Origin of the sequence: Streptomyces sp. NPDC059851 (assembly GCF_042732005.1) — a bacterium.
GTDB lineage: Bacteria > Actinomycetota > Actinomycetes > Streptomycetales > Streptomycetaceae > Streptomyces.
The window spans coordinates 50,936-72,065 of the sequence record NZ_JBHWJJ010000011.1 but is presented as its reverse complement, the minus strand read 5'-3'; the positions used below and the strand labels follow the sequence as shown (position 1 = coordinate 72,065).

Here is a 21,130-nt window from a genome sequence, read left to right as displayed (position 1 = left end):
TTCAGTTCCCGTCGTAGGAGTAGAAGCCGCGGCCGCTCTTGGTGCCGAGCAGGCCCTGGTCGACCATCCGGCGCAGTGCCGGGTGGGTGGCGAATTCGTCGGTGCCGTAGTGGTCGTGCAGCACCTCCAAGGTGCGGACGACGGTGTCGATGCCGATGAGGTCGGCGGTGCGCAGCGGCCCCGAGGTGTGGCCGAGGCAGCCCTTGAAGAGGTCGTCGACCTGGCTCGGGGTGGCGACGCCGTCCGCGACGACGGCGGCTGCGAGGTTGACGACCGGCATGAGGACGCGGTTGATCACGAAGCCGGGCGCGTCCTGGACGACGACGGCCTGCTTGCCCAGGCGCCGCAGCATCCGGTCGACGTCCTGCATGGCCGCGTCGGAGGTGTTCCTGCCGCGCACGACTTCGACCATGTCGATCCGGTCGACCGGGTTCATGAAGTGGACGCCGACGACGCGGCCGGGGTCGGCGAGCTGTTCGGCGAGCCGGCCGATGGGAACCGCGGAGGTGTTGGCGGCGATGGTCGTGCCGGGGGCGAGGACCTTCTCCAGTTCCGGGTAGAGGGCCCGCTTCGCCCCTTCCGACTCGGTGGTGTTCTCCACGACGAGCCCCGCGCCCGCCAGGGCCGCGAGGTCGGTGGAGGGACGGATGTCCAGTGCGGGTGCGGGCTCGCCGCCGAGGAGGGTGGCGAGTCGTCGGTGGCGGCGGACGGCGGCCCGCGCGGTGTCGAGGGCGGCGGCGTCGGAGTCGACGAGCGTCACCGTGTACCCGGCCGCGGCGGCGGCGTGGGCGACACTCGATCCGATGACTCCGGCTCCGAGCACTCCGATGGTGGGTGGGGTCATGGCCTCCGGCTTTCGTTCTCGATGGGCTCCGGTTGCTGCTGCTCCGGGGTGGCCAGCCAGTTCTCCACCTCGCGCGTCATGCCGCCGAGGGTCGCGGAGGCGAAGACGACGGAAGGCGGAACGGCCCTACCGGTGAGTTCCTTGAGTCCCGCGACGAGGTGGACGCCCATCAGCGAGTCGCCGCCGAGGTGGAAGAAGTGGTCGTCGGGGTGGACCTCGCGCAGGCCGAGGAGGAGGCGGAAGCGTTCCGCGAGGTACCCGGCCACGGTCGAGGGCGTCACCGGCTCCGCCGCCGGCTCCGGCCGCTGCTCCGGCGCGTCTGCCCCGGCGGCGGCTTCGGACGTACCGACGGCCGGCGCGGAGGTGGTGGGCGAGAAGGGGTCGGCGGGCGGCACCGTGTCCGGCAGGTACCGGCGCCGCACCAGGTTCCGGGGCGGCAGCGTCGTCCGGCGCCCGGGGGCCGGGTGCAGGCGCTCCCAGTCGGCCTCGACGCCGTGGGTCCACAGCTCGCCGAGGGCTTCCAGCAGGACCTGCCGGTCGGGCACGTGCTCGTAGGACTGCCGCACGGTCCGTACGCACACGGCGTCCGGGTCGCTCTGGCTGAGCCACGGGCGGGCGGTGCCGGGGCCGACCTCGATCAGGACGCGGTGGCGGGTCAGGACCAGCTCTGCGGCGGTGCGGAACCGGACGCGGCCGACCATGTGGTCGCGCCAGTAGGCGGGCCGGGGAGTCTCCCCGTCGAGCCAGCGGCCGAGGACGCTGGAGGCGATCGGGATGCGCGCCGGGCCCAGCGCCACGTCGCGCAGGTCCTCGCCGAGCAGGTCGGCGGCTCGCGTGAGCTGGGGCGTGTGGAAGGGGTGCGCGGTGTCGACGGGCAGGACGGTGAACCCGTCTTTGCGCAGCCGGTCGGCGAGCGCGGAGACCGCGGCCGGGCGCCCGGAGAAGACGCAGTGCCCGGGGCCGTTGTCGGCGGCGAGCCAGGTGTCGTCGACGGCGTACCCCTCGACGTCCGCGGCGGGGGCGAGCACGCCGAGCATGGCGCCTTCCCCGGCCGTCACGACGAGGTCGGCCCGGCGGGCGACGGCCGCCATGGCGTCGTCGAGGCCGATGACGCCGGCCAGCACGGCGGCCACCCACTCCCCGAGGCTGTGGCCGAGGAGGGCCGCGGGCCTGATGCCGAGGTCGATGAGGGTGCGTGCCATGGCGTGTTCGAGGCAGAACAGGGACAGGTGGACCTGGCGCAGCTCCCCGCGGGGCGGGCGCGCGACGCCGTCCCGGCGCAGCAGGGCGCGCAGGTCGACGCGGGCGCCCTCACCGGTGCGGCGTGCCCGTGGTGCGGCGAAGGACCGGCCGACGGCTCCGTCCGTGAGTTCGTCGGCGATCGTGACGGCGGCCCGCAGGTGCTCCGCGAAGACGGGGTCGGTGCGGGCCAGGTCGGCGCCCATGCCGGGGTAGTGACTGCCGATGCCGGGCAGGACGAAGACGACCTCGGGCGGTTGGGCCGGTGCCCGGCCGTGCTGTACGCGCAGCCGGTCCGCCGCGAACGCCGCCGCGGTGCCGCCTTCGGGGGTGACGACGGCATAGCCGCGGTGCGGGTGGCGGTGGCGGGAGGTCTGGGTGGTCCAGGCGGTGTCGGCCGTGCGGGACGGGTTGCGGTCGAGGTGGTCGCGCAGGGCGGCGAGGTCGGCGGTCAGGGCGTCGGGGTGGTGGCTGGAGAGCAGCACCAGCTGAGCGCCGTCGGCTCCTTCCCGGGCGTCCTGCGGGCGGGTCGGGGCTTCTTCGAGGACGACGTGGCAGTTGGTTCCGCCGAGGCCGAAGGCGCTGACTCCGGCGCGCCGGGGACGGCCCTCGGCGGCCGGCCAGTCGAGGGCCTCGCCCAGCGGCAGCAACGGCCCGTCCGTGCGGGCGAGGTCGGAGGGCAGCCGCTCGAAGTGCGGGGTGGCGACGAGCCGCCCGTGCCGCAGCGACAGCACGGCCTTGACGAGTCCGGCGAGACCCGCGGCCTCCCGCAGGTGGCCGAGGCCGGCTTTGGCGGCACCGACGTGGACGGGGTGGGGCACGTCGGCGAAGACGTCGGCGAGCGCGCTCCACTCGGCGGCGTCGCCGATGCGGGTGCCGCTGCCGTGCGCCTCGACGTAGTCGATGTCCGCGGGTCCGAGTCCTGCGACGTGCAGCGCGGCGCGGATGACTTCGGCCTGTGCGGCCGGGTCGACGCCGGCGAAGCCGGATTTGCCGGAGCCGTCGTTGTTCATGGCCGTGCCGCGGACGACCGCCCAGATGTCGTCGCCGTCGCGCACCGCGTCGGCGAGGCGTTTGAGCACCACGGCGCCGGCGCCGTCACCGGGTACGGAGCCACCGGCCGCACGGTCGAAGGGTCGGCACACGCCGTCCGGCGAGCCGATGCCGCCGAGCGGGGCGTCGTATCCGCCCGGCGCCGGGACCCGCACGGCGGCGACCCCGGCGACGGCGAGGTCGCTGCCGTGGCCGAGCAGGTCCTGTACGGCGAGGTGGACGGCGGTGAGCGCGGTGGAGCAGGCGGACTGGACGGTCACGGCGGCGCCGTGCAGGCCGAGCCGGTAGGCGACGCGGGTGGCGGCGTAGTCTCCCCGGTTGGTGACCTCCAGGGCCTGCGCGTCGACGCCGGGGTGTCCGGCGAGTGCGGTGCCCACCCAGCGTTCGTAGTCGTTGTGGCCGACGCCCGCGTAGACGCTGATGGCCGGGGTGCGGACGCGGTCGACGTTCGCGGCGTCCAGTGCTTCGTCGGCGGCCTCCAGCAGCAGTCGGTGCTGCGGGTCGAGGAGCAGGGCTTCGGAGGGGGCGATGCCGAAGCGCGCCGGATCGAAGTGGGCGGGGCGGGGGATCGAGCCGTACGCCGGGACGAAGGGGCCGGACGTGTGCGCGCGCCGGGTGATGCTGTCCTCGCCCGAGGAGAGGACCTCCCAGTAGCGGTCGAGGCTGTCGCAGCCGGGCAGGCGTACGGCCATGCCGACGATGGCGACGGCGTACTCGTCGTCCGGTGCCGGTGCCGGTGCCGGTGCCGGTGCCGGTGCCGGTGCCGTGGCCGGGGCTGCGGCGGGGTGGCCGGGCCGGGGGGCGTTCACCTCGGTTCGCCTCCTTCGGACGAGCGGGTGCGGGCGGTCGGTGCGGTGCTCCTGCGCTGCGGCGGGCGCCGTCGTTCGGCGGGGTGGCGTGACGGGACGGTGCCGGTCGCGTCGCCGAGGAGAAGGGCGTGGCCGCGAGGCGTACGGGCGGCGAAGACGTCGGCCAGGGCGATCTCGCGTCCGCAGGCCGACTCCAGTGCACCGCGCAGCAGCATCAGGCGCAGGGAGTCGCCACCCAGGGCGAAGAAGTCGTCGTCGATGCCGACGGTGGCCAGGCCGAGGACGCGGGCCACCAGGGCGGCGGCCCTCTCCTGGTTCGGGGTGGCGGGCGGGGTGTACGGCACGTCGAGGGCGGGGCGGGTGCGCGCCGGGACGCGCAGCGCCTTGCGGTCGACCTTGCCGCTGTCGAGCAGGGGCAGGGCGGGGACCGTGGCCAGGTGCGCGGGCACCATGAAGTCCGGCAGTCGGGCGGCGAGATGGTCGCGCAGCCGCTGGAGTGGCACCTCGTCGCGCTCGGGCACGACGTAGGCCACGAGGACGGCTCCCTGGTCGCGGTCGGGAATGCCGACGACCGCCGCGTTGGCGATGCCGGGGTGTGCGCGCAGCACGGTCTCCACCTCGGCGGGCTCGACCCGTTGCCCGCGCACCTTGACCTGGTCGTCGGCGCGTCCGAGGTACTCGACCTGGCCGTCGGGCAGGTGGCGGGCGAGGTCTCCGGTACGGAACAGGACCTCGGGCCCGGCGGGGTCCACCCGGTTGGGGCGGAAGCGGTCGGCGGTCAGGTCGGGGCGGCCGAGGTAGCCGTCGGCCAGTCCGGGGCCGCCGGTGTGGACCTCCCCGACGGCACCGGGCGGTACGAGCCGACCCGCCGCGTCGCAGAGGTAGATCCGCATGTCGAGCGGAATGCCGACCACCGTGCCGACCGCGTGTTCGGGCCGGGGGACGGTGAGCGGTCCGGTGCGGTGGCACACGTAGTCGGCCTCGCTGAGGGTGTACGTGTTGTGTACCTCGAAGCCGAGGCCGCGCAGTTCGTCTTCGAGGTCCTGCCCGAGTGCCTCACCGCCCACGAAGACGTGGCGCAGCGCGGGCGCCGTCCGGAACGCGGGCTGGGTGAGCAGCAGCCGCAGCATGGAGGGCACGAAGCTGACGGTGGTGATGCGCTGGTCGTGGATGAGCTCCGCCAGGTAGCGGTCGTCCCTGTCCCTGCCGGGCGCGGCCAGCACCGCGGTGCCGCCGGTCGCCAGCGGCCAGGCGAACTCCCGGAAGCTGATCGGCGACTTGAGCAGGTGCCGGTCCTCCGGACCCATGCCGTACATCCCCTGCTCCAGCCGGATGCGCGAGGTGTGCATGCGGTGTGGGCGGACGACGCCCTTGGGCGTGCCGGTGCTGCCCGAGGTGAACAGGACGTAGGCCGTGGTGTCGGGGCGGGCCGGGTCGGCGGGCGCACCGGACGGTTCTGCGGGCGCACCGGACGCATCGGCGGGCAGCGCCCGGTCGAGGAAGGCGGCGACTTCGAGGGCCCGGTCGGCGACGGCGCGGTGACCGGTCGCGGTGGTGAGCGTGGCGACGGGAGCGGTGAGGCGGAGGATCTCTGCGGCCCGCAGGTCCGGCAGGTGCGGGTCGAGGTGGACGAAGCCGGCCCCGGCCTTCCAGATGCCGAGGACGGCGGTGAAGAGGGCGAGGTCCCGGTCGCCGGTGAGCACGACGAGGTCACCGGGTCCGCCCACGTACGGGCGCAACCGGTGGGCGAACCGGTCGGAGGCGGCGTCGAGCTCGCCGTACGTCAGCTCGGTGGCGCCGTCCCGCAGGGCGACCGCGTCGGGTGTGCGGGCGGCCTGCTCGCGGATCATGCGGTGCAGGGTGGTGTCCGCGTGAGGGGTGTGCGGTGCGTTCCAGGTGTCCAACAGCAGCTCCCGCTCGTCCGGCAGGAGCAGGTCGACGGTGCCCGCGGTGGTCTGGGGCCGTTCCGCCGTGTGGTGGGCGAGCAGGGCCAGGTGCTGGGCCACGCGTCCCGCGGTGGTGGCGTCCACGACGGTGCTGTCGTAGGTGAGGTGCAGGGCCGTACCCTCCGCGGCAGCGGTCCAGACGGGTCGCCCGACGGCGGCCGGCAGGGTGCTGACCGGCCGGGCGGGGAGGACGGCCACGTACGGTTCGCCGTCGGCCGGCAGGCCGGCGTCGACCGGACGTGCTGCGCCGGTGAGCGCCGCCAGGGTGCCCGTCTCCTGGTCGTCGGCGCGGACGTAGCGCACGGGGGCGCCGCCGGTGGCGCCGAAGACGTCCCAGCCGGTTCCGTACCGGTGGAGGAGCAGGTGGCTGAGAGCGGCGAGCGCCAGATGCCCGTCGGTCCCGCCGAGCAGGGCGGCCGCGGGCGCGGACAGCAGGTGGGTGCACTGTTCGAGGTGCGGCTGCGCCGTGGCGGGCATGCGGTGCGGCAGGACGATCATCAGTGCCCCCCGCCCGTCGCCGAGCCCGCGGCGCCCCGGCGGCGCAGTACGGAGCGGGCCGCGGCCATGCCGGTGGCCGCGCCGTACGTGATGCCGATGATCTTCGAGGAGCTGTCGCCGACGAAGTACAGCCCGGGCACGGACGACTCCAGGTCGTCGGAGAGGTCCAGGTCGGGGAAGAGGCGTTCGACGACGGGTGCCGCGACCGTGGCGGTGCCGGGGACGAGCCCGGGATGCAGGGTGTTGAGCCGGCCGACCATGGCGAGGACGTCGCGGACGGTGGACGCGGGCAGGCAGTCGCGCAGGTCGCCGTGGTGGTAGCTGATGAGGCTGGTGGCGAGCGGTCCTTCCGGAGCGGGCCGCCCGGACAGTTCGTCGACGGTGCTGACGACGGGCCGGCCACCGCCGTACGCGGCGACGCGCCGTGCGAAGGCGCCGGCGTGTTCGGTGCCGTCGGTCCCCTCGGGCAGGTCGACGGTGGTGAGGACGCCGAGGTTGGACTTGGTCGTGGGCTGGTTCAGGCAGTGTTGCCCGTCGAGCACGACGGCGTCGAGGAAGCCGTACTGCATGACCCGGCCGCCCTCGCACACGCAGAACGTCCGGACCGAGTGGCCCTCTTCGTTGAGGAACGACAGCTTGGGGTTGTGGCAGCCGTCCAGGAGGGGTGCGAAGTCCTCCCGGCCGGCTTCCAGCCGCACGCCCAGGTCGACCCGGCTGGAGGGCCGGTGTCGTACGCCGATGCGCCCGGCGAGGTCGCGCACCCAGGGCAGGCCCAGTTTGCCGACGCCGACGATGACGTCGTCGGCACGGAACGCGGCGGGCCCGTCGGGGGTGTCGGCGCGGACGTGGAACCCGCCGCCGGCCAGCGGTTCGACATCGGTGGCCCGGTGGTACAGCAGGACGCTGCCGCCGCCGCGTTCCAGCTCGGCCTTGAGACGGGCGATGACGACGAGGGAGTCGTCCACGGTGACGCTCTGCGAGTACGCGGTGTCGACGTGCTGGAAGACGGTGCCGTCACCGAGGAGGGAGTCGCCCGCCTCGTGTGGCGGTCCGGCGGGCGGCAGCCCCAGCCCGTAGAAGATGCGGTACGCCTCGGAGATGAGGTCCTGTGCGCGGTCGAAGGAGCCGAGGGCGCGCTCCAGGCCGCTGTAGGAGCGGACCGTCCCGTCGGGCGCCGACTCGATCTTGGAGCGGGTCAGCGAGGAGATGTATCCGAGGTTGGTGTCGAAGTGGAACGCGGCGCCGCCGAGTCCGGTGAGGCAGGTGCAGCGCGGGCACTGCAGGCGGAACTTCTCCGCGTCGCGGACCGTGCGCCCGTGCATGCGCGCCACGAGTCGGGGGCACAGGCTTTCGCCCATGTCGCCGCCGGCTTCGAGGAGGACGACGCGTCGGCCCGCCCTGACCAGGGTCAGCGCGGCGAACAGTCCGGCGGGGCCACCGCCGATGACGACGGTGTCCGCAGGGGTGGTGCGGGCCTGCTCAGCCATGGTTGCTCCCGAAGGCCGCGGGCCGCCGCTCCAGGTAGCGCTCGACGAAGGTGCGGTAGAAGAGACGGCTGGTGTCCCGGCCCTCGGCCTCGATGCGTTCGATGAGCCACTGGCAGGTGAAGGGCAGCAGGTCGAGGACGCGGCCGGGGTGCTGCCCGGTGAGCGTCGCGTAGTGGTCCAGGCCCCGCTCCAGTACGGACCGGAACCAGTGGTCCGGGCAGAAGACCCGGTCGTAGAGCCAGTCGAAGCCGTGTTCCGGGTAGTCGGGGAAGACCGGAAGGGCCGTGGTGACGAGCAGGTTCACGACGTCCATGGCGGCGATGCCGGTGGCGCGGTAGTCCTCGAAGTCCAGGACCCTGGCCGACCCGTCACGGACGTCGTAGCGCACGTTCCACGGGCCCAGGTCGCCGTGGGTGGGCGCCAACAGGGCCGTGCGCAGCGCTTCGTCGGCGTACGGGACGCCGAATTCGGGATCGCGGACGTACGCGGCGGCCGTTTCGAGGGCGCGCTCCGGGCTGGCGGGGGCCCGCTCCCCCGACAGGTGCAGCTCGGCGACCCGTTCGACGGCGGGCCGGAGGACCTGCCACAGCGCGTGGGGTCCGTCGGCGCCCTCGACGGCGGTGGGGAGGTCGGTGCCGGGCAGGTGGGTCATCGTGAACCCGCCGCACATGGCGTCCAGCGGCACCGGGCTGCCGAGCGGCGCGGGTGCGGGGAAGCCGCGCAGGACCTCCAGCTCGCGGGCGAGTTTCGGATCGGTGACGGACAGCGGGATCTTGGCCACGGCGACGGGCACGTCGTCGATGTCGAGCTGGACGAAGGTGCGACGGCGGACCTTGCGGGCGCTGGCCGGAGTCCAAGCCGTGGACCGCACACGGTCGGGGCCGGGCTCGGGGGCGCCGGTGCGCTCCAGGTGCGCGGCGAGCATCAGCCGGGCCACCTCGCCGGTGTCGACGTTCCGCTCGGTCAGGTCGGCGAGGTCCGCCGGGACCGGAGCGACGGGGGTGGAGGCGGGGGAGGGGGCGGGGGCGGGAGGGTGCGGGACGGGGGTGCGGGTCATGAGGTGCTCCCGGCGGGGGCGAGGACGGCGTCGGCGCGGTCCAGCAGGTCTGCCAGCGCGGGTCCGCCGAGCAGGTCGCCGAGTTCGTCGACGGCGGCTTGGCGTTCCTGGTCGGTCAGCTCCTGGTAGGAGGTCAGGCGTGCGTCCAGGTGTTCGGCGAGGTGGCGGTAGCCGGACTCGTCGTCAAGGAGTTCGCGGGTGAGCCGGTCGAGGGCCTTGGTGCCCTCCAGGTCGTCCTCGGGGACGTCGAACCTGCTGCCGAGGTCGGTGAGGCTGGCCGCGAGGTCGCCGGCGACGGTGCCGCGCAGGGCGCGCAGGTTGGCGATGTGGCCGTAGTGCTGCTCGGGGAGCAGCAGCGGCAGCCGGCGCAGGATGACGGACTCGTGCAGCGAGGTGAGGCTCGGCGGCACCGCGTAGAGCGGAGTGTGGGCGAGGTGCCGGAGGAATTCCGTCTGGGGCAGGAAGGCGTACTCCACCTCGACGTCGCCGTGGGTCTCGGTGACGGGCTGCCGGAACGCTCCACCGCAGACCAGGATGCGGCCCAGTTCGGGTCGGGCCGCGGCCAGTTCGGCGACCCAGCGGCGCAGCACGTCGAGGTAGGCGTTGTGGGACTCGTAGTCGAGGAAGAAGTTCTGGAAGCCGCCGAGGTTGACCAGGAGGCCGGCCGGTCGCTCCGGCGGCGGCTCGACGAGGGCGCCCTCCAGGGCGTTGCGGTCGACGATGGGACCGCACAGCTCGACGTGGTCGGCACCCACCTCGGCCATGGCGGCGATGCGGGCGGGCACGCCGGGGAAGTTCTGCGCGTAGGACCGCCGGGCGAGGAGATGGGCGAGCAGGATGCGCTCGTGCGGGGCGAGCGAGTCGAAGACGTAGCGGGCCGTGTCGTCGTCGGCCCAGCGGACGAGCTGCGCGCGCGCCGACAACTCCTCGAAGCTGCGGTCGGTCAGCCAGAAGCCGAGGAGGCTGTCGAAGAAGAGCACGGGGACCTCGGCGCGTACCGCCCGGAAGACGAGCTCGGCGTCCATGACGCTGACCACGAGGTCGGCGTCGGCGAGGCCTCGTGCCACGTCCTCGTGCCGACGGGTGTCGCCTTCGGTGATGCGGTGGAAGCGGTGGCTGTGCCGCCGCGCGAAGTCGAGTGCGACGTCCTGGCCGACGAAGTCGACCTTGCTGTCGGCGAGCAGGGGGGTGATGGCGACCAGTTTGGAGACGGGCCCGAATCCGCAGGCCTGGGCGCTGGAGAGGATCCTCATCGTCACGCTTTCCTCGTGTTCCTGGTGAGTTGACCGAGCACGGCGGACCGGATGCCGCGGCTGTCGACGCCGTAGAAGTGGAGAAGGTCTTCGTGGGACGCGACCGGGGGGTAGCGGTGGTCGGTCTCCAGACGCACCAACGCGGGGCCTTCACGGCCGAGCGCCAGTGCGGTGCGGTCCCCCAGGCCGCCGGGGCCCAGGGACTCCGCGGCGGTGACGACGAGCGCCCGGTGGCGGGCCAGTGCCCGTACGGCGTCCCGGGGGAAGGGGTGGAGGGTGGTCACCGAGGCGACGGCGGCATCCACACCGTCGTCGGCGAGGGCGCGGGCCGCGGCGAGCGCCTCGGCCACGCAGCGGCCGGTGGCCAGCAGCAGTACGTCGTCCCCGTCACGCAGCAGGCGGGGGGTGCGCGGGTCGCCGTCGGAGGCCTCGACGGGCAGCAGCGGGTCGGAGCGCGCGGAGAGCCGTACGTACGCGGGACCGTCGGCCGGCAGCAGGGTGCGCAGTACGGACACTGCGTCGGCAGCGTCGGCGGGGCAGTGGACGCTCATGTGGGGCAGCGCCGACATGAGGGTGATGTCGTCGGTGGCGTGGTGGGTGGGTCCGAGGTGGCCGTAGCCCAGTCCGCCGCCGACGCCGAGGAAGACCACGGGCAGCGCGGGCACGCACACGTCGAGGCGCAGCTGCTCGTAGGCACGCCGGACGAGGAAGGGTGCCATCGCGGCCGCAACGGGGCGCATACCGCTGCGGGCGAGTCCGGCGGCGACTCCGACGAGGTTGGCCTCGGCGATGCCGACGTCGACGTACCGGCGCGGGTGGCGGGCCATGACCCCCTGGAACAGGGCCTGTCCGTCGGCGCCCAGGGTGATCAGTGCGGGGTCCGCATCGACGGCCCCGGTCAGGGCCGCGGCCAGCGCGGCACGCATGGTGAGCGGTGCGGTGGTCACGACAGCTCACCCCGCGCGGAGGCGAGGACGGGGGCGGTGGCAGCGGGTCCGTCGAGTGCGGCGAGGGCCGTCCGGCGCTGCGCGGCGTCCAACTCGCCCATGTGCCAAGCGGGATCGCCTTCGGCGAAGGGAACGCCCTTGCCCTTGACCGTGTGCGCGAGCAGCACGGCGGGGCCGTCGCCGTCCCGGAGCACGGCAAGGGCGTCGGTGACGGCGCCCGTGTCGTGACCGTCGGCCTCGGCGACCCGCCAGCCGAACGCCCGCCACTTGTCGGCGAGGGGTTCGAGGGCGCTGACGGTCTCGGTGTCGCCCTCCTGCTGGAGCCGGTTGCGGTCCACGACGGCGAGGAGGTTGCCGAGGCGGTGGTGGGCGGCGAACTGCGCGGCCTCCCAGTTGCTCCCTTCGTCGAGTTCGCCGTCGCCGGTGACGACGACGACCCGCTGGTCGCGTCCCGCCAGCCGCGCGCCGAGGGCCATGCCGCAGCCGAGGGACAGGCCGTGGCCGAGCGCGCCGGTCGCGGCCTCGATGCCGGGTACGGCATCGGACGGGTGGCCGGGGAGGGTGGCCAGGTCCGTCGTGATGACGCCGAGTTCGGCGAGGACCGCGTACAGGCCGTAGGCGCCGTGGCCCTTGCTGAGGACGAGCAGGTCCCGGTCGGTCCAGTCGGGCCGGTCCGGGCGGTATCGCAGGCCTCGGGTGTAGAGGACGGCGAGCAGGTCGGTCATGGACAGCGCGGCGCCGAGGTGAACCGCCTTGCGTGCGGCCAGTTCGACGACTCTCCGCCGGGCACGCCGGGCCAGTTCGTCGGGATGGAGCACGACGTCCTCCGGTCTGCCGCGACGGGGCGGCTCGTGGTCGGGTGCGTATCGGCCGGCGCGGACGTACTGGGGGAGATCCCGGGGGCGGCCTTCGAGGCAGCGTCCCCACGCCGGGTGAGGCAGAGTCAAGCCGCTTCACGATCACCTGTCAAGCCCAGTCACTAACTGAGTCACTAAACTGGTCACATACGCCTCTCGAAGAAGAGCGGCGCACATTGACATCCATACCCGCGTGACATTGACTGAACTCAAGAGCCCGCCCGGTGCGCCCCATTTCGCGCTGCCGCCCGGCAGGCAACCGCGAGACCGCAGGAGTTCTCCGTGAAACCCCTTGTTCATGCCGTGGTGGGCTGCGGGCGAGTAGCCCCCAACCACGTCGACGGATTTTCCGCGCTGCCGGGCGTCGCCGAATTGCGCTGGGCGTGCGATCGCGACCTCTCCCGGGCCCGGGCGCTGGCCCGGGAGTACGGACTGCCGCAGGTGACCTCCGACGTGCGGGACGTCCTGGCCGACCCCCTGGTCGACAGCGTCTCCATCACCGTCGACCACGCTCAGCACCACGAACTGGCCGCCGCAGCACTGGAGGCGGGCAAACACGTCCTGGTCGAGAAGCCACTGGCCATGACCGTCGAGGAGGGGGCCGCCCTGACGGCTCTCGCCGAACGCACCGGCCGCGTCCTGTCCGTCGTCTCACAGCACCGCTACGACCCGGTGGTCCGCGCCGTGCGCGACTGGATGGCCGACGGCCTCCTCGGGCAGCTCGTGTCCGGCACCGTCAGCCTCCAGTGCGGCCGCGACGACACCTACTACGCCGACAGCTACTGGCGCGGCACCTTCGCCGGCGAGGGCGGCTCCGCCCTGGTCAACCAGGGTTACCACGCCCTCGACGTGACGCGCTGGCTCACCGGCGGCCTCGCCGTCGTCGGTGCGGCCGTCGGGCACACGGCACCCCGCGGCGGCATGGAAACGGAGGACACGCTGGCGGCCGTCCTGCGGGGCCCCCAGGGCGCGTTGGTGACGTACCAGGTCACGGTGGCGAGCAGCATCACCTGGCGCACCCGGATCGAACTCGTGGGCACCGAGGGCTCGGTCCTCTTCGATCTGGACCACCCCGGGACGCTGCACCTCGCCGAGGGCGGCGACGCCCTGCGGGCGGCGGCACGCGAAGTGGGCGCGCAGGTGGCACCGCCCCCCGCCGGCATCGGCTACTACGGCATCTCGCACCGCCGGCAGATCGCCGACTTCGCCGCCGCGATCCGCGACGGGCACACCATGACGGCCGACGGCGCGGCGGGGCTCGACACCCTGCGGCTGCTCCGCGAGATGTACCGCACGGCCCGGTCCGAGGGCACGGTGCCCGGCGGGTCCACGGCTGTGCCCGTGTCGAGGAGCGCCGCGACAGCGGCCGCGGCGACGGCACTGGGCGGGTGACGGAGGATGGCGGACATCGTCGCCGTTGCCGGGGTCCCGCACACCCCGGTCTTCCCCGCTCTGGCCCGCGCCGACACGGCCGCCGGGGCGGAGCTCGCGCGGCGCTACGCGGCGGTCGACGAGGTGGTCGCACGGGCGGACGCCGACGTCCTCGTCGTCCTCACCTGCGACCACATCAACACCTTCACCCCCGACCTGTGGCCGACGTTCGCCATCGCCACCGGGGACAGCGCCCGCGGCCCCAACGACGACGTCCCGGGCGTCCCCCCCACCTCGTACGCCCTCGACGGGGGCGTCGGGACGACGCTCCACCGCGGACTGGTCCGCCAGGACTTCGACCCGGTGGCCCTGCGCAGCCACTCGGTCGACCACTCCGTCGTGGTGCCGCTGCACTTCCTCAACGCGCGCCGGCTGCCCGTCGTACCCGTGTACCTGAACGGCATGGTGGCGCCCAGGCCCTCCGCCGAGCGCTGCAGACGGCTCGGCCGCGTGCTGCGCAACGCCCTTGAGGACCTCCCGGGCCGTCGCATCGCCGTCGTCGCGAGCGGCAGCTTCTCCCTGGAGGTGGGCGGCCCCCGCATGCTGCCCGACCAGCTGTACGGCGTTCCGAGGCCGGCCTGGGCCCGTACCGTCGCCGACCGGCTGTACCGGGGGGACCTGGACGGGCTCGTGGCCGAGACCACGGAGCGGCGCATCGAAGAGGCCGGGACGGTCGCCGGCGAGGTCCTGCCGTGGATAGCGGCCGCCGAAATGGCCGCGGACCTGTCCGTCGCCCACATGGACCACCGCGACGGCGAGGGCCACGCCTTCGCAGCCTGGGGTCCCGCCTGAACGGCCGCACGGCGACAGGACGGGCAACGCCTGCGGCTCCGGAACGCGGTGGACGCGTTCCGGAGCCGAGGAGCAGGCGTGCGGGGGGGAAGGACACGGGCGGCGGACACGCCGCACGAAGAACAACACGTCAAGAAGAGGACGAAAGGACCGACTGATGGGCGTCCATGCGATCGATCGTCTCTGCTACGACATCGCGCACGAGCCGGGAACCCTGGAACGGCTGCGCGCGGACCCGCGGCGGGAGCTCGCGCGCCGCCCGCTGACCGCGGAGGAGCGCGACGAGCTGCTACGGGGCGACGTCGCCGCCCTGTACCGCCGCGGGGCACATCCGGTGCTGCTCGTACGACTGGCGGGCTTCCGTGTGCTGGGCCTCGACCCGGCGCTCTACGCAGCTCGCATCCGTACGGCCGAACCGCGCTTCAGCGTGCCGGCGCCGCCGGAACCGGCGTGAGCCACTCGTCGTGCTTGCCGGTGACGGCGCGGACCGTGTCGTGGTAGCAGGATTCCAGCGCCCGCGTGATCTCCCCCGCGGTCTTGCCGTCACCGAGGGGGAAGCCGTCGACCTCCACGGCGGGCAGTACCTCGGCCGCGGTCCCCATCAGGAAGATCTCGTCGGCGAGGTACAGCTCCGTCCGTTCCACGGGCCGGACCTCGACCGACAGGCCGAGTTCCTCCTCGGCGAGCTGGAACAGGGTCTTGCGGGTGATGCTGTCCAGGACGCCGCTGGCCAGGTCCGGGGTGATGATCCGGCCGCCCTTCACCAGGGCGATGCACGAGCCGGACGACTCGGTGACGTTGCCCGCGCCGTTGAGGAAAACGGGCCAGTCGGCGCCGCGGGCACGGGCGTCGATGTTGCCCAGCCTGCCGTTGTGGTAGTTCGAGAACACCTTCATCGACGCCGGTGAGGCACCGGGATTGAAGCGGGGCCAGGAGCTGACGGCGAGCGTGCAGGTGCGTCCCCGGCCGAGCTTGCTCTCGAACTCCCAGGTCTCGATGGCGATCTCCGCCGGTGTGCCGCGCGGCACCATCTGTTCCTTGTGCGTCCCTCCGGCGAAGCCCCACGGGCGCACGTAGAGGTCCTTGCCGCTGGTCCCCCACGAAGCGAGCAGCTCGACGGTGGCCGCGACGAGCGCGTCCGCGTCGAACTCGGGCTCCAGCCAGCTCAGCCGGAGCGAGTCCAGCAGCCGCTGCATGTGATCGCGGAGCCGGAATCCGTGCAGCGTGCCGCGCGTGCCGCTCCAGTAGGAATGCACGCCTTCGAAGGCGGCCGATACCGAGGCGTGCCCGACGGAACTGATGTGGACCGTCGCCTCTTCCCACGGCATGAAAGTGCCGTTGCGCCAAATCAAACGCCCGTATTCGGAAGACACGCGTACCCCTCTCGGCGACACTGAACGCGGGCTCACGTAGAGCCTGGACCGGATCCTAAATTTCACGAGTCGCGCTTGTCAAGGCAGTCACAATCAGAGTCAATTTCAAGAGGTGGGTGGGGTGTGCCGCAGTCTTCGAGTGCCCGCGCCGCCGGGCCGGGCAGGTGGCGAGGCTGTTCGTACTGACCCCGCGCCCGCCCCGGGTCGGTTCCCTCGCAACCGTCGTCCCGCTACCCGCTACCCGCTACCCGCTACACGCGGCCCGCCAGTGCGACAGCCCGAACGCCTCCGTACCCCGGGGGCGGGCCGGCAGACACGGCCGATTTCTTAGCATGAGAGGCGAACTATTGGCCCGCCCGCCGACAGGTCGACTAGAAAGGACGGAACTGACCCGAACCCTGCGTGGGGATGATTGTCGAAGGCGGTGGATGCGTATGCGTGAATGCAGCAGGATCGAACCGATCGCGGTCAGATCACCACAGGAGGGAACTGTGTTCGGCGGCCGTCCCTGATGGGGGCCGCCGTGCTGAAACCCGTGTCGTTTTCCCCGGCGCACGCCTCCGTGGGATGAGTACCAGCTCCTGACGTCGACCATTCGGTCGAGGGCGGAGGATGCTCAGGGCTTCTTCGGCGGTGCCTCGCGACGGCCCGAGGAAATGGCGTACCTACCCGTGCGTATGAGGCTGAGGGGTTCGTCCATCGAGCTCTACATCGAGCTCCGCCTGCAGAACGCCCGCATGCGCATCGTAGGATTCCGCAACACTTTCGAGGACGGAGAGGCACCGCCGGAAGCGTGCGTCCGTCACGTGCAGGACTCCATCGTGCCGCCGGGGATCCGCCGAGCCGAAGTCCTGCCGTTCGCCGGAGGCCGCTCCGACCTGGAGACGGCCGCCGCCGTCCGGCGTTTGGGAATCCTCCTGGGGCGCCGACCGCTGGGCAACGCGGTTGTCTCGCTGCACCGGAACTGCGATCCGAAGTTCACCGCACACGGAATGCTCGTGCTCTCCGAAATGATCTGCGAAGCCGCCAGATACCCAGCCCTGGCCGATGTGATGGCACGCATTTGGATGACCGGCGGCCGACTGTCTGCCGCGGCACCCCAGGGCTTCGGCGCAGTCACCTGATGTCCGTTTTGTGATCACGCGAGGCCGAGGAGGGCCAGTGGGCGTCGTGGATCACGGGCGTTGCGGCGGAGGGCGGTGGCGACGTCGGTGACGCCGTTCGGCCTCAGGGCGCCGATGGCGAGGTTCCGCCAGGCGGTCATCGCGTGGCGCGTTGCCGGTCCGCAGCTGGGAAGCGTCTCGCAGCGCCCGTGGCCGGTCTCCTTCGTCCGACCCAGGAGCGGGATGTCCCGCCAGGGAAGCGACTTGAGCTGCATGCGGAGACTCTTCTGGATGCCCTTGACGAATCGACTGATCCGCTCAAGTAAATAGCTTGCCGATCCGGTGGGCCCGTGTCACTGTTCGCCTGGATCGGCAGCCGGACAAGAGAATTGGTGCCATGGGGAATCAGTACGAGGAAGAGTGTCGTCGGTCGTTGGCCGAAGAGCAGGCGAAGAGCCTTGCCGACACCAACAACTGGGAGCACGTCGACAAGCCTCAGGTCCACCAGGACTGGGACGTGCTGTACCGGGAGATCGCGGCCCGCCTGGACGGCTCCCTGCCCGGGGATCCCCAGATCCAGGAGCTCGTCGGCCGGCATTTCGGCATAGCCTGCCGATTTTACGCCCCCAGCAGGAAGGCGTACGTCGGAATGGCACTCTTCTATGCGGAAGACGACACCATGAGGGAGTTTCACAACTCCTACCATCCCAGGATGGTGGAATTCCTGGGTGAGGCGATGAGGATATTCGCCGAACGGGGAGTCGGCTTCCCCTCGTAGCACTCCAGCTGCAGATCGTGATCTTGCCGGTTGGGGATGGGGCCGGGCGGCGTCTTTCAAACGCGGCTCACCTGAGGCACAACCTGAAACACGATCCGGCCAGCCCCGCGCGGCCGGATCGTCAGCCGATCCACAGGACGCCGGCCGACAAGGCCAGGGCCGGCGAACCAGCCGTGGCACGCGCCGCGCCCTGCTTCCCCACCGCCGATTTCCCCGTCGACACGACCCTCGGTACGTGGCCGTCACCGCGCACCCACCGGCCCGTCCCGGGCGATGTCAGGACCGGCCCGTGCGCCAGCGAGGTTGGGCCCGGGGGAGTTCGCGTGGCGCTGTACGCCGCGGGTGAACTCCGGCCTCCGGCTGTTCGTGATCGCCGTGGCGGCATCGCCGTGCGCGGGCATGCGGTCCCGCCGGAGCCGCTCGCACCCGGAACGGACCTCCGCGCGATGCCCGAGCCTGCTGTGGAAGAAGTGGTGTGCCGCCGCGCCGGCCAACGTTCCTTCGCGGACTCGGCCTGCGGCAGCACCTCGCTCATGGGGGTGAGGGCGGCTTCACGACGGTTGCGCTCCGGCAGCAGGATGCCCACGCGCCGCTGCCGGCGCTGATGCGTCGGGGGGAGTGCCGGCGGTTCGGGGCGGCCCCGGTTCCCTCCGCCACACGTCAACCGCTTGCAACCGCCGACCTTTGCCGCATCCTTCAGACGGTGATCGCGTTCAGGGCGGCGGTCCGGGCCCCAGGCACGGGCGCGTACTCGGCCCATGCCTCCGCGAGTCTGCGTACCGCCTCCGAGAGCACGTCCGGCGGGAGGAGGAAGTGCAGTCGCAGCATGCGGGTGCTGCCGCCGAGGGCGTCCATCGTCGAGCCGGGCAGCACGGCCACCCCGTGGCGCAGCGCGACCTGCGCGAAGGCGACCCCGTCGCCGTACGGGAGCCGTACCCACAGCGTCTGGCCGCCCTCGGCCGGCGGGCAGCTCCAGGAGGGCAGCCGGCGGGCGAGCTCGGCCCGCAGCCGGTCGTGGCCGGCCCGCAGCTCCCGCACGTGGCGGCGCAGCAGCGGCCCGAAGCCCTCCAGCAGCCGGACGGCGGCCAGCTGCGCCGGAACGTCACTGCCCAGATCATGGATCGCCTTCAGCCGGGCGAGCCGGGCCACCAGCGGAGCCGGGCCCCGGACCCAGCCGATCCGCAGGCCGGCCCAGACCGCCTTGCTGAGTGAACCGACGGCGATCACCTCGGAGCCGTACGAGGACAGCGGCAGCTGCTCCGGGACGTCGCCGAAGCCGAGGTCGGCGAGCACCTCGTCCTCGACCAGCGGCAGACCGTACCCCTCCGCCGCCTCCACCAGGCGCCGCCCGGCCAGCGGGGGCAGTACGGAGCCCGTCGGGTTCTGGAAGCGCGGTATCACGTACGCCAGCCGGGGACGGTGACGCTCCATCACCCGGATCGCCTCCGGCACGTCGATTCCGTCCGGCCCCACCCGCACCGGACACGGCACCGCCGCCGCCTCCCGGAACAGGTCGAGCGCACCGGGATAGGTCGGCGCCTCCACGAGCACCCCGTCGCCGGGCGCGAGCAGCAGCCGGGTGAGCAACGCGATCGCCTGCTGGGCGCCGGAGGTGACCAGGACCTGCGCAGCGGAGGTCGGCACACCGCGCCGCTCGTAGCGCCGCGCGACCGCCCCGCGCAGTGCGGGCAGACCGGCCGGGTGGTAGCCCAGGTCGTCGCCCGGGAGGACGAGCCGCCCGTACGCCTCGGCGAGATCGGGCGGCGGACCGGCGGGCGCGGCGCAGCTCATGAGGATCACCCCGTCCTGGCCGGAGGGGTCGAGGAGGTGCAGGAACATCGGGTTGGAGGTCTCCGTCACCCGCTGCTCCGCCGGGGCCAGGACCGCCGGTGCCACGCGCGTACCGCTTCCCTGACGTCGCATCAGGCGGCCTTCTTGGCGCAACGTCTCGTACGCCGATACCACCGTCGTACGCCCCACTGCGAGCGCGGCGGCGAGCCGCCGGTCCGGCGGCAGCGGTGTGCCCGCGGGTAGGACCCCCTCGTCGACCAACTGCCGTATCCGGGCGGCGAGGAGGAGGTAGAGCGGTCCCCGGCCGGCCGACCAGCGGCCGAGACGGGCGACGAGGTCGTCCAGCGTGATTGGCTCCATCGGCAGACCAATCTGCCGGGATTGGTCCTGTCATCGCAACTCCCCGTTCGCAGACTGGAAGCATGAGCACCGACACACACCCTTCCGCTGCCGCACACCCCTCTGCCCCGACCCGTCACCCCGAGACCCTCGCCGTCCACTCCCCGCAGCCGGAGATCCGGGGCAGCAGGCCGCTCGGCGTCCCCCTCCACCAGGGGCACGTCTTCGCCTTCGAGACCGCCGACGCCATGGCCCAGGCGTTCGACTCGACCGACACCTTCCTCTACAGCCGCATGGGCAACCCCACCGTCCGCGCCCTGGAGACGGCCGTCGCCCGCTTGGAGGGAGGTGCCGCCGCGCTCTCCTACGCCTCCGGGATGGGCGCCATCAACGGCGTCCTGCTCGGCCTGCTCGCCGGCGGCGCTCACGTGATCGCCCAGCGCTGCCTCTACGGCGGTACGTACGCCCTGCTCGCCGACCTCACCGCCCGCTGGGGCGTGAAGGTCACGTACGTCTCCGGCACTGACCCCGACGAGGTGCGGGCCGCGCTGCGCCCCGAGACCCGACTCCTCTACCTGGAGACCATCGCCAACCCCACCACCCGGGTCTCCGACCTGCCCGCACTGATCGGCGCCGCTCGCGAGGCCGGCGTCCCGACCGCCGTCGACAACACCTTCGCCTCACCGCTGCTGTGCCGGCCGATCGAGTACGGCGCCGACATCGTCGTGCACTCGGCGACCAAGTACCTCGCCGGTCACGCCGACGTCCTCGGCGGTATCGCCGTCTTCAAGGACGAGGAGCTGTACCGGGCCATCCGCCACCACGCGGTGGAGCAGGGCGCCACCACCGACCCGTTCGCCGCCTGGCTGACCCTGCGCGGCCTGCAGACGCTGCCCCTGCGCATCGAGCGGCAGTGCGCCAACGCCGCCGAGCTCGCCGCACGGCTCGCCGCCCACCCGGCGGTTGCCGCCGTCCGGCACCCTGCCCTCGTGGGACACCCCGACCGAGAGGTGGCGACGCGGCTGCTGCCCCGGGGCGGCGGAGGAGTCGTCTCCTTCGACCTCGTAGGCGGCCGCGAGGCCGGCCGGATCTTCGTCGAGGCCGTCCGGCTGGCCTCGCTCAGCGCCTCGCTCGGCGACGTGAAGACCCTCGTCATGCACCCTGCCTCCACCTCGCACCGCCAGTTGGACGCCGACGCACTTGAGGCAGCGGGCATAGGACCGGGCACCGTCCGGGTCTCCGTCGGAATCGAGCACGTCGAGGACCTGTGGGCGGACCTCGAACAGGCCCTGGCCAAGCTCCCGTAGGCCCGGCGTTCGGCCCGCGCGTTCCCCGGCCCGCTCGCCGGGCACCGCGACGATCAGCCCGCCAGTGGGCAGACGGCTCCGAGGCGTCCGGTGCACACCGTGCCGACGCCCGTGCAGCCCCAGACCCGGGGCGCGGCCGGCCCTCCTCGGTCGTCGGACCCTTCCTCCGCCTCAACGACCGGATGGCCTGACCCAGACCCGCAGAAGGTGCCCCGGGTCATCCCCG

Annotated in this window: 17 protein-coding genes; 6 read left to right on the top strand and 11 right to left on the bottom strand. The window is 72.9% G+C overall.

The genetic code is table 11. The features are described from left to right. Position 1 precedes the first annotated feature (1 nt). Genes ACFV7Q_RS05825 through ACFV7Q_RS05790 form a run of 8 tightly spaced genes read right to left on the bottom strand, consistent with a single transcriptional unit; the run spans position 2 to position 11,951 of the window. Complete coding sequence (locus ACFV7Q_RS05825; protein WP_385423973.1) at positions 2-844, bottom strand: 3-hydroxyacyl-CoA dehydrogenase family protein; 843 nt, start codon at positions 842-844, stop codon at positions 2-4. After that, a complete protein-coding gene (locus tag ACFV7Q_RS05820; protein WP_385423971.1) occupies positions 841-3,945 on the bottom strand; it encodes a type I polyketide synthase in 3,105 nt (1,034 codons plus the stop codon). The genes ACFV7Q_RS05825 and ACFV7Q_RS05820 overlap by 4 nt, the downstream gene beginning before the upstream one ends. After that, positions 3,942-6,389, bottom strand: coding sequence for an amino acid adenylation domain-containing protein (locus ACFV7Q_RS05815; RefSeq protein ID WP_385423970.1), 2,448 nt, complete (start codon positions 6,387-6,389; stop codon positions 3,942-3,944). The genes ACFV7Q_RS05820 and ACFV7Q_RS05815 overlap by 4 nt, the downstream gene beginning before the upstream one ends. Continuing rightward, positions 6,389-7,876, bottom strand: a complete 1,488-nt coding sequence (locus ACFV7Q_RS05810) for an FAD-dependent oxidoreductase (protein WP_385423968.1) — start codon at positions 7,874-7,876, stop codon at positions 6,389-6,391. The genes ACFV7Q_RS05815 and ACFV7Q_RS05810 overlap by 1 nt, the downstream gene beginning before the upstream one ends. After that, entirely contained in the window at positions 7,869-8,933 is a 1,065-nt protein-coding gene (locus tag ACFV7Q_RS05805) for a phosphotransferase (RefSeq protein WP_385423966.1), read from the bottom strand. The genes ACFV7Q_RS05810 and ACFV7Q_RS05805 overlap by 8 nt, the downstream gene beginning before the upstream one ends. After that, positions 8,930-10,192 carry a hypothetical protein gene (locus ACFV7Q_RS05800; RefSeq protein WP_385423964.1) on the bottom strand — a complete coding sequence of 421 codons (1,263 nt, stop codon included), beginning with the start codon at positions 10,190-10,192 and terminating at the stop codon, positions 8,930-8,932. The genes ACFV7Q_RS05805 and ACFV7Q_RS05800 overlap by 4 nt, the downstream gene beginning before the upstream one ends. Beyond that, complete coding sequence (locus ACFV7Q_RS05795; protein ID WP_385423962.1) at positions 10,189-11,133, bottom strand: transketolase family protein; 945 nt, start codon at positions 11,131-11,133, stop codon at positions 10,189-10,191. The genes ACFV7Q_RS05800 and ACFV7Q_RS05795 overlap by 4 nt, the downstream gene beginning before the upstream one ends. Further along, complete coding sequence (locus tag ACFV7Q_RS05790) at positions 11,130-11,951, bottom strand: transketolase (protein ID WP_385423960.1); 822 nt, start codon at positions 11,949-11,951, stop codon at positions 11,130-11,132. Before ACFV7Q_RS05790 ends, ACFV7Q_RS05795 begins: the two co-directional genes overlap by 4 nt. Positions 11,952-12,272: 321 nt before the next feature. On the opposite strand from ACFV7Q_RS05790, the gene ACFV7Q_RS05785 reads away from it, so the two are divergent. The 3 genes from ACFV7Q_RS05785 to ACFV7Q_RS05775 all read left to right on the top strand — a co-directional run bounded on the left by ACFV7Q_RS05785 (position 12,273) and on the right by ACFV7Q_RS05775 (position 14,667). Further along, on the top strand, positions 12,273-13,382 hold the full coding sequence (locus tag ACFV7Q_RS05785) for a Gfo/Idh/MocA family protein (protein WP_385423958.1): 1,110 nt from the start codon (positions 12,273-12,275) through the stop codon (positions 13,380-13,382). A gap of 6 nt (positions 13,383-13,388) precedes the next feature. Continuing rightward, the gene (locus ACFV7Q_RS05780; protein ID WP_385423956.1) at positions 13,389-14,213 is read left to right on the top strand and encodes a hypothetical protein; all 825 of its coding nucleotides are present in this window, start codon (positions 13,389-13,391) and stop codon (positions 14,211-14,213) included. 157 nt (positions 14,214-14,370) lie between these two features. Further along, positions 14,371-14,667, top strand: coding sequence for a hypothetical protein (locus tag ACFV7Q_RS05775; RefSeq protein WP_385423954.1), 297 nt, complete (start codon positions 14,371-14,373; stop codon positions 14,665-14,667). On the opposite strand, the gene ACFV7Q_RS05770 is transcribed toward ACFV7Q_RS05775, so the two are convergent. Next, positions 14,636-15,541 (bottom strand): aminotransferase class IV, encoded by a 906-nt coding sequence (locus ACFV7Q_RS05770; protein WP_385423952.1) that lies wholly within the window; start codon positions 15,539-15,541, stop codon positions 14,636-14,638. The genes ACFV7Q_RS05775 and ACFV7Q_RS05770 overlap by 32 nt on opposite strands. Before the next feature lie 722 nt (positions 15,542-16,263). Between ACFV7Q_RS05770 and ACFV7Q_RS05765 the strand changes: the two genes are divergently transcribed. Then, the gene (locus ACFV7Q_RS05765) at positions 16,264-16,710 is read left to right on the top strand and encodes a ribosome-inactivating family protein (RefSeq protein ID WP_385423950.1); all 447 of its coding nucleotides are present in this window, start codon (positions 16,264-16,266) and stop codon (positions 16,708-16,710) included. A gap of 14 nt (positions 16,711-16,724) precedes the next feature. Here ACFV7Q_RS05765 and ACFV7Q_RS05760 read toward each other — a convergent pair whose 3' ends face one another. Continuing rightward, positions 16,725-16,964: a hypothetical protein gene (locus tag ACFV7Q_RS05760; protein WP_385423948.1), complete on the bottom strand. Its 240-nt coding sequence runs from the start codon at positions 16,962-16,964 to the stop codon at positions 16,725-16,727. A 122-nt stretch (positions 16,965-17,086) separates the two neighbouring features. On the opposite strand from ACFV7Q_RS05760, the gene ACFV7Q_RS05755 reads away from it, so the two are divergent. Further along, positions 17,087-17,467 (top strand): TipAS antibiotic-recognition domain-containing protein, encoded by a 381-nt coding sequence (locus tag ACFV7Q_RS05755; RefSeq protein ID WP_385423946.1) that lies wholly within the window; start codon positions 17,087-17,089, stop codon positions 17,465-17,467. Positions 17,468-18,163: 696 nt separating this feature from the next. On the opposite strand, the gene ACFV7Q_RS05750 is transcribed toward ACFV7Q_RS05755, so the two are convergent. Then, positions 18,164-19,618 (bottom strand): PLP-dependent aminotransferase family protein, encoded by a 1,455-nt coding sequence (locus ACFV7Q_RS05750; protein ID WP_385423944.1) that lies wholly within the window; start codon positions 19,616-19,618, stop codon positions 18,164-18,166. A 62-nt stretch (positions 19,619-19,680) separates the two neighbouring features. Between ACFV7Q_RS05750 and ACFV7Q_RS05745 the strand changes: the two genes are divergently transcribed. Further along, a complete protein-coding gene (locus ACFV7Q_RS05745; RefSeq protein WP_385423942.1) occupies positions 19,681-20,904 on the top strand; it encodes a trans-sulfuration enzyme family protein in 1,224 nt (407 codons plus the stop codon). Positions 20,905-21,130: the final 226 nt, after the last annotated feature.

Excerpts from the sequence above, each read along its gene's own strand:
- ACFV7Q_RS05825 (WP_385423973.1), bottom strand. The coding sequence starts at position 844 with ATGACCCCACCCACCATCGGAGTGCTCGGAGCCGGAGTCATCGGATCG.
- ACFV7Q_RS05815 (WP_385423970.1), bottom strand. The coding sequence starts at position 6,389 with ATGATCGTCCTGCCGCACCGCATGCCCGCCACGGCGCAGCCGCACCTC.
- ACFV7Q_RS05810 (WP_385423968.1), bottom strand. The coding sequence starts at position 7,876 with ATGGCTGAGCAGGCCCGCACCACCCCTGCGGACACCGTCGTCATCGGC.
- ACFV7Q_RS05805 (WP_385423966.1), bottom strand. The coding sequence starts at position 8,933 with ATGACCCGCACCCCCGTCCCGCACCCTCCCGCCCCCGCCCCCTCCCCC.
- ACFV7Q_RS05780 (WP_385423956.1), top strand. The coding sequence starts at position 13,389 with ATGGCGGACATCGTCGCCGTTGCCGGGGTCCCGCACACCCCGGTCTTC.
- ACFV7Q_RS05775 (WP_385423954.1), top strand. The coding sequence starts at position 14,371 with ATGGGCGTCCATGCGATCGATCGTCTCTGCTACGACATCGCGCACGAG.
- ACFV7Q_RS05770 (WP_385423952.1), bottom strand. The coding sequence starts at position 15,541 with ATGCCGTGGGAAGAGGCGACGGTCCACATCAGTTCCGTCGGGCACGCC.
- ACFV7Q_RS05765 (WP_385423950.1), top strand. The coding sequence starts at position 16,264 with ATGAGGCTGAGGGGTTCGTCCATCGAGCTCTACATCGAGCTCCGCCTG.
- ACFV7Q_RS05760 (WP_385423948.1), bottom strand. The coding sequence starts at position 16,964 with ATGCAGCTCAAGTCGCTTCCCTGGCGGGACATCCCGCTCCTGGGTCGG.
- ACFV7Q_RS05755 (WP_385423946.1), top strand. The coding sequence starts at position 17,087 with ATGGGGAATCAGTACGAGGAAGAGTGTCGTCGGTCGTTGGCCGAAGAG.
- ACFV7Q_RS05750 (WP_385423944.1), bottom strand. The coding sequence starts at position 19,618 with ATGGAGCCAATCACGCTGGACGACCTCGTCGCCCGTCTCGGCCGCTGG.
- ACFV7Q_RS05745 (WP_385423942.1), top strand. The coding sequence starts at position 19,681 with ATGAGCACCGACACACACCCTTCCGCTGCCGCACACCCCTCTGCCCCG.